Source organism: Cupriavidus sp. 2TAF22, from assembly GCF_052115045.1.
Lineage (GTDB): Bacteria > Pseudomonadota > Gammaproteobacteria > Burkholderiales > Burkholderiaceae > Cupriavidus.
The window spans coordinates 54,177-61,775 of record NZ_JBFRFX010000039.1 but is presented as its reverse complement, the minus strand read 5'-3'; the positions used below and the strand labels follow the sequence as shown (position 1 = coordinate 61,775).

The following is a 7,599-nucleotide window of genomic DNA, read 5'->3' as shown; positions in this document are numbered from 1 at the left end:
CGGCCGCGCCGGCCTGCGCGGCCTGGGCGCGCGCCGGCGCTGCGCCATCGACCTGCACCGTCACGCGCTGGGTAGCCATGCTGATGCCGTTCTGGTCGAACTTGCGCTTGAGGCGGACATTGAAGGCGCGCGTGATTTCCGCCTGCGTCAGCGGCCGCGTCTTGAACTGGGCCAGCACCACCGAGCCGCCGGGATCGAAGCGGTCCAGGCCGAGGATGTCGAGCCCGGACAGCAGGTTGCGCGCATAGCGGAAATCGCGCGAGACCTCGTTGCCGGTCTCGCGGATCAGCTCCATGGCGCGGTCGAGATCGCTGCCGTAGGCCACGCCGATATTGAAGACCGCGAAGGCGTAGCCGCGCGACAGGTTCTTGATGGCCTTGATCTGGCTGTACGGCAGCACGTGCAGCGCGCCCTTGCCGTCGCGCAGCTTGACGGTGCGGATGGTCATGGCCTCCACCGTGCCGGCGTGGTCGGGCAGCTCCACCGAATCGCCGATGGCGATGGAGTCTTCCACCACGATGAACAGGCCGGTGATCAGGTCCTGCACCAGGCTCTGCGCGCCGAAGCCGATCGCCAGGCCGACCACGCCGGCGCCGGCCAGCAGCGGCGTCACGTTGACGCCGAGGTTGGCCAGCACCACGATCAGCGTGATCACCAGCAGCGCCACGAACAAGGCGTTGCGCACCAGCGGCAGGATGGTCTTGGCGCGCAGGCTCGGCGCCGGCCCGCGTCCGTGCGCGGGCGTCAGCGTCTGCGTGATGGCGGTATCGATCAGCAGCCAGACCAGCCACGCCAGCAGCACCGTGGCGGTCACGCTGAACACCGCTTCGCCGATGCGCCGGCCCACCGGCGATGATTCCATGATCGACAGTAGCGAGGTGCCCCAGATGCGGCTGCCCAGCTCGAAGTACGCGAACCAGATCACCACCCGCACCACCGCCTTGGCGAAGCGCCCGAAGCGCGCCACATAGGCCGAGCGCTGGCGGTCGCGAAAGCGCGGCGCGCGGCGGGTAGACTTGGGCGAGCGCCCGCTCACCAGCGTCAGCAGCAGGGCGGCGACGAACAGCGCCACCGAGGCCACGGTGCGCCGCAGGAAGATGTCGGCATTGCCGGTGGCCAGCAGCGTGCCGGCCACCGAGGCCACCACCACCGCCAGCACCGGCAAGTGCCAGGTGGCCCCGATCAGGCGCAGCAGGTCGGCCACCCCCGGATACGCCTGGCGGAACGCAAGCGGGCGGTTGGTGATGAGCTGGCCGATCTGGCGGCGAAAGCGCAGCGTGAAGCAGCCAATCAGCAGGGCCGCGGCGATATTGGCCACGGTGGAGACCAGCGCCGACAGGTTGGTGCCGAGCGAGGCGACCACGCGCGCGTCGGTGGCCACATCGCCCAGCGCCGCAAGTGCGCCGGTGGCGAACAGCAGGCCGCGCGAATGCCGCAGCAGTTCGCGCACCGCGCGGGCGCGATGGGCCGAGCTGAACAGCGCGAAGATGACCTGGCACACCGCGCCGAGCACCGCGCCGGCCGCCACCGAATAGGCGATCACCATGCCGGCCATGCTTGCCGGCGAGCGGTTGAAGACGCTGACCGAGAGCAGCATGGCCAAGCCCAGGGCCAGCACCCACGGAATCACCCGGCGCAGCATGTAGAGCCCCACGTCCATCCAGGATGGCACCGCCGGCAGCTCGGCGCGCGGGGTGTGCTGCACCAGCCGGTGGCGCACGCGCTTGCCGGTCTCCCACAGCAGCCAGCCGGCCAGGAACCACGCTGCCAGCACCGCGCCGAACTCCCTGAGCGACTGCGAGGCGGGCCGGCTGCCATTGACCGTGAGCGCCATGCGCCACTCTTCGACGGCGAATTCGGCGCGCCAGCGCCAGTAGTGCCATGGGCCCATGTCCTTGCGCAGCTTGTTGTCGAGATGGTCGACCGCCTCCGCCAGCGCACCCAGCAGGCCGGGCTTCGGCGCCGACGCGTCGCTGGCGCCCACCCCCTTGCGCAGCGTCTGCAACTGCTCGACCAGCGCCTTGCGGTCCTTGTCGCTCTGCAGCGTCGTGATGACCTGGTCGAGCGACTGCGCGAGTGGCTCGCTGGCCGCGGGCTGCGAGGCCGGCGCGGCCGTCACGGCCGCTTGCAGCGCGGCCAGGCCGGGGGCGGCGCTCGCCGCTGGCGCGAGCCAGGCACCGGCCAGCGTCAGCCACCATGCCGCCAGCAGCCGCATGGCGATCGTTGTCGACGGTCTGTTCAGTAGCGTCATCGCAGGAGCGTGGTGAGCCTCCGGCCGCGGCCGGACATGCCTGACACTGTAGCGCATTGCACAAACGGCGCGCCTTGCGGCGGGGGCAGCCGGCACCACATCGGCCCGGCGTCAACGCAAGCGTGCCACGGGCCGTTGAGTGGAGTATTGCCTGCCGGGCAGATGGCGGCTGCGCGTGCCCGGCGCCGCCGTCTCCCCGATCGCGGCCGCGGTCGTTTCGTTCTGGTTGTTTCTGGTTGTCGTTTTCGATGTTCCCAATGGCATTGTCACTGCAGGAGCCCGTCATGCCCGCCACGAAAGCCACGAAGTCCGCAGTCGCTGTCTCCGCCCGCCCCCCCGGGCAAGCCTTGTTCATGCGCCTGGGCCTGCCCATGCTGCTGGCCGCCGCCGTGTGCGTCGGCGTGCCGCTGCTGGCGCGCGCGCAGACCGCGCCGGCGGCGCAGGCGCCCACTGGCATCTGCAAGGACGGCAGCAATTACTTCGGCGCCACCAAGCAGGGCGCCTGCGCCGGCCACGGCGGCGTGAAGGAGTGGCGCGGCGCCACTGCCGCCAGCGCGCCGGCGGCAGCAGCGGCACCAGCGGCACCAGCGGCCGCGAAGGCCGCCGTGCCCACGCCCGCCGCCGGCACCGCGCCCGCGCCCGCAACTTCGATGGCCAAACCGGCGACGCCCGGCGCCGCGGCGCCGGCCACCACCGCATCGGTCGGCGCGGCCGGGCAGGTGTGGGTCAACAAGACCTCCAAGGTCTACCATTGCGCCGGCTCGCGCTGGTACGGCAAGACCAAGGACGGCGCCTACATGAGCGAGTCGCAGGCCACCGCGCAGGGCTTCCACGCGGATCACGGCAAGGCATGCGGCTGAGGCCGCCGGAGAAATGGCGATGCATCTGATCTGGGTAGTCCTGATTGGCTTCCTGGCCGGCCTGGTGGCACGCATGCTGACGCCCGGGCGCGGGCCGCGCGGTTTCATCCTGACGTCCGTGCTCGGCATCATCGGTTCGGTTGCCGCGACCTTCCTCGGCCAGGCGCTCGGCTGGTACCGGCCCGGGCAGTCGGCTGGCTTCGTCGGCGCCGTACTGGGCGCGGTGATCCTGCTGGTGCTGTACCACCTGGCGACCAGACGCGACTGACCGTGGCATGAAGCCCGGCAGGCCGTGCGTGCAGAGGCGCGCACGGCGCCGTTGCCTGCGCGCGCCGCGCGCGTTCACGTGGTGGTTCACGTAAGCTGTCCACCTGCCTTCGCGCACTTTCGTGCATTCGTCGCTTCCGACGATGCGTGCCGCGCCGTCATCCCCGAATCTCCATACCACGCCGGACCGGCCGCATCGCGGCCCGCCGGACCTGCGCATCCGCCCCGCCGCATCGCTCGCGCCGGCGCGGATGCTTTCGCAAGAGACAAGACAACGTGGAGACGAGATGAAACTCGATGCATCGGTAACGGCAGTGATCACCGGAGGCGCCTCGGGCCTGGGCGAGGCAACGGCGCGCGCGCTGGCGGCGCAGGGTGTGCGCGTGGCGCTGTTCGACATGAACGCGGAGAAGGGCGAGGCGGTCGCACGCGAACTGGGCGGCGTGTTCTGCCAGGTCAACGTGACGTCGGAGGCCGAGGTCGAAGCCGGCTTCGCCAAGGCGCGCGCCGCGCTGGGGCAGGAACGCATCCTGGTCAACTGCGCGGGCACCGGCGGCGCCATCAAGACGGCATCGCGCTCGAAGGAAGCGCCGGACCAGATCAAGTTCTTCCCCACCGATGCGTTCGAGCGCATCATCCAGATCAACCTGATCGGCTCGTTCCGCTGCCTGACGCGCTCGGCCGCCGGCATGCTCACGCTGGACGCGCGCGACGGCGACCGCGGCGTGATCATCAACACATCCTCCGTGGCCGCGCAGGACGGCCAGATGGGCCAGGCCGCGTATTCCGCCTCCAAGGCCGGCGTGGTCGGCATGACGCTGCCCATCGCGCGCGACCTGTCCGGCGAAGGCATCCGCGTCAACACCATCATGCCCGGCATCTTCAACACGCCGCTGCTGCAGGGCGCGCAGGAACACGTCAAGGCGGCGCTGGCAGCCTCGGTGCCGTTTCCCAAGCGGCTGGGCCAGCCGGAGGAGTTCGCCTCGCTCGCACTGGAGATGTGCCGCAACAGCTATTTCAACGGCGAATCGGTGCGGCTCGACGGTGCCATCCGCATGGCGCCGCGCTGAGCGGGCGCATCCCGCAGAAGCATAGAAGCGCGGAAGCCCGACGCGCGCATGCGGCAAGACCGAGAGAAGGAGATGCCGATGGATTTCAGTTACCTGACCACCCTGCCGCACGCCGTGCGTCATTTCGCGCAGCGGCGGCCAGACGCGGTAGCCTATTCCTTCGAGGGCAGGCTCACCACCTATGCAGAGTTCGACCGGCACACCGACAGCGTGGCCCAGGCGCTGGCGGCCGCCGGCATCGGGCCGGGCGACCGCATCGGCTATGTTGGCAAGAACTGCGACCATTACTTCGAACTGCTGCTGGGCGCGGCCAAGATCGGCGCGGTGATGGCGCCGGCGAGCTGGCGCCTGGCGCCGCCCGAAGTGGGCTTTATCGTCGGCCACGCCGATGCCGTGCTGCTGTTCGTCGGGCCGGAATCGGCGCAGACCATGCGCACGCTGCTGCCTGCGCTGCCGCTGGTGCGCGGCGTGATCGCCATGGAGGGCGGCGAGCCGGACTGGCCGGCCTACCTCGCCTGGCGCGACGCGCATGCGCCGGTGCCACCGGCGCACCGGCCCGCGGCGCATGACGTGGTGCTGCAGCTCTATACCTCCGGCACCACCGGCCGCCCCAAGGGCGCCATGCTGACCCACCGCAACCTCACCGCCGGCACCGAGGCCAGCGAGCGCGAAGACATCACGTGGTCGCGCTGGACCGACGACGATGTCTCGCTGGTGGCGATGCCGGTGGCGCATATCGGTGGCTCGGGCTGGGGTTTGCGCAACCTGCTGGCGGGCGCCAAGGGCGTGGTCGCGCGCGAGTTCGATCCCGCCGCGGTGCTGGACTATTTCGAGCGCGAGCGCATCAGCAAGCTGTTCCTGGTACCCGCCGCGATGCAGTTCGTGCTGCGCGACCCGCGTGCGCGCAGCGTCGACTACTCGCGCCTGAAGACGCTGCTCTACGGGGCCGCGCCGATTCCCGCGGCGTTGCTGCGCGAGGGCATCGAAGTCTTCAAGTGCGGTTTCGCCCAGCAGTACGGCATGACGGAGACCACCGGCACCGTGGTGGCCTTGCCGCCCGAAGACCACACCACCGACGATGTGCCGCGCATGCGTGCCGCCGGCAAGCCGCTGCCCGGCGTGGAAGTGGTGGTGGTGGACTGGGAAGGCCGGCGCCTGCCGCCCGGTGAAGTGGGCGAGCTGATGATCCGCTCGCCGCAGAACATGGCAGGCTACTGGAAGCAGCCCGACGAGACCGCGCGCACCATCGATGCCGATGGCTGGCTGCGCACCGGCGACGCCGGCTACCTCGACACCGAGGGCTATGTCTACATCCACGACCGGGTCAAGGACATGATCATCAGCGGTGGCGAGAACGTCTACCCGGCCGAGGTCGAAAGCGCCATCTACGGCCATCCGCAGGTGGCGGACGTAGCGGTGATCGGCGTGCCCGACGAGAAGTGGGGCGAGGCGGTCAAGGCCATCGTCGTGCCGCGTCCCGGCCAGTCGCCCGACCGCGACAGCATCGTGGCCTGGGCGCGCGAGCGGCTGGCCGGCTTCAAGGTGCCCAAGAGCATCGAGTTCGTCGATGCCTTGCCGCGCAATCCCTCGGGCAAGCTGCTGCGCCGGAAACTGCGCGAGCCCTACTGGGAGGGGTACAGCAGGCGAGTCAACTGAGGCGTCAACCGAAGAGTCAGCTGAAGAGTCAGCTGAGCGACGGGGGTGTGACGCTGCGCCCCCGCTTCACGTCATCCTTATGTCACCCGCTTGAAACGTCCGCGGAACACGTTACGTAACGCGAAACGCGAAACGGCCGCGGCAGCCAGGCCGGCAGGCCTGCGGTGCCGGTCCCGGCACCTGCGCCGCAGGCCCCACCGCCTTCCCCCGCCGCCTTCCCCCAATGCCTTGCGCCAGGGCCCGACCCGCACGATGCGCTAGAGCCCCAACACCTGCTTGGCGATGATATTGCGCTGGATCTCGTTGGAGCCGGCGTAGATCGATGCCTTGCGGTAATTGAAGTAGCGCGGCGCCAGCGGCGCGGCATACTCCGGCCCCGCCGCGGGTCCGGCGTCGCGGCCCTGCTGCGCGGCCCAGCCGTCCTGCACGAAGGGCAGCGCGTACGGCCCGGCGGCTTCCACCGCCAGTTCGCTGATGGCCTGGATGGTTTCGGTGCCGACCAGCTTGAGCATGCTGGACGCCGCGCCGATCGAGGTGCCGGACGCCACGCCGGAGAACAGCCGCAGCTCGCTGGCTTCGAGCGCGGCCGCGCGCACGTGGAGTTCGGCCAGCTTGCGGCGGAAGGCGGGATCGTCGAGCAGGCGGCCGCCATCGTCAGCGGCCTCGCTGGCGGCGATGCCGGCCACCTTGGCCAGCTGCTGGCGCAGCATGGGTCCGTAGCTGCCGCCGCGCTCGAACTCGAGCAGGTACTTGGCATAGGTCCAGCCAAGCCCTTCCTCGCCGATGCGGTTCTCCACCGGCACCCGCACGTTCTCGAAGAACACCTGGTTTACTTCCTGCTGGCCGGCCACCGGGCCGTCCAGCGTAGGCAGCGGCGCCACCGTGATGCCCGGCGTGCGCATGTCCACCAGCACGAAGGAGATGCCGTCCTGGCGGCGCGCGTCGCGGCTGGTGCGCACCAGGCAGAACATCCAGTCGGCCCACTGCGCATGGGTGGTCCAGATCTTCGAGCCGTTGAGCAGGTAGTGATCGCCATCGCCGTCGGTGGCGCGGTCGGCGCGCATCTGCAGCGAGGCCAGGTCGGAGCCGGAATTGGGCTCCGAATAGCCCTGGCACCACCAGATGTCCGAGCTGAGGATCGGCGGCAGGAATTTCGCCTTCTGCTCCGGCGTGCCGTATTTCATGATCACCGGCGCCACCATCTTCAGGCCCATCGGCGACACGGTCGGGCAGCCCGCGGCGGCGGTCTCGGCCTGGAACAGGTAGCGCTGGGCGGGAGTCCAGCCGGGCCCGCCGTATTGCTCGGGCCAGTTTGGCGCGGCCCAGCCGCGCGCGTGCAGCTTCTTCTGCCAGCGCACCTGGCCTGCCTTGTCGAGATAGCCGTTCTTGCTGCGCGCCATCAGTGCCTTGAGGCCGTCGTCGTAGGCCTCCGCGATCCAGGCGCGGACCTCGTCGCGGAACTGCAGCTCTTGCGGGGAGAAATCGAGATTCATGG

General features: G+C 70.0%; 6 protein-coding genes. 4 read left to right on the top strand and 2 right to left on the bottom strand.

The features are described 5' to 3' along the window. On the bottom strand, positions 1–2,251 hold a 2,251-nt coding region (locus AB4Z48_RS32420; protein WP_441621624.1), incomplete at its 3' end, for a mechanosensitive ion channel family protein. Between the two features lie 371 nt (positions 2,252–2,622). Between AB4Z48_RS32420 and AB4Z48_RS32415 the strand changes: the two genes are divergently transcribed. The 4 genes from AB4Z48_RS32415 to AB4Z48_RS32400 all read left to right on the top strand — a co-directional run bounded on the left by AB4Z48_RS32415 (position 2,623) and on the right by AB4Z48_RS32400 (position 6,104). Beyond that, the gene (locus tag AB4Z48_RS32415) at positions 2,623–3,111 is read left to right on the top strand and encodes a DUF3761 domain-containing protein (protein WP_441621631.1); all 489 of its coding nucleotides are present in this window, start codon (positions 2,623–2,625) and stop codon (positions 3,109–3,111) included. Between the two features lie 19 nt (positions 3,112–3,130). Next, positions 3,131–3,379, top strand: coding sequence for a GlsB/YeaQ/YmgE family stress response membrane protein (locus AB4Z48_RS32410; RefSeq protein ID WP_441621622.1), 249 nt, complete (start codon positions 3,131–3,133; stop codon positions 3,377–3,379). 286 nt (positions 3,380–3,665) lie between these two features. Further along, positions 3,666–4,448, top strand: coding sequence for an SDR family NAD(P)-dependent oxidoreductase (locus AB4Z48_RS32405; protein ID WP_441621620.1), 783 nt, complete (start codon positions 3,666–3,668; stop codon positions 4,446–4,448). 78 nt (positions 4,449–4,526) lie between these two features. After that, on the top strand, positions 4,527–6,104 hold the full coding sequence (locus tag AB4Z48_RS32400) for a fatty acid--CoA ligase (RefSeq protein WP_441621618.1): 1,578 nt from the start codon (positions 4,527–4,529) through the stop codon (positions 6,102–6,104). A 257-nt stretch (positions 6,105–6,361) separates the two neighbouring features. On the opposite strand, the gene AB4Z48_RS32395 is transcribed toward AB4Z48_RS32400, so the two are convergent. Then, positions 6,362–7,597, bottom strand: a complete 1,236-nt coding sequence (locus AB4Z48_RS32395) for an acyl-CoA dehydrogenase family protein (protein ID WP_441621616.1) — start codon at positions 7,595–7,597, stop codon at positions 6,362–6,364. Between the last annotated feature and the right edge of the window lie 2 nt (positions 7,598–7,599).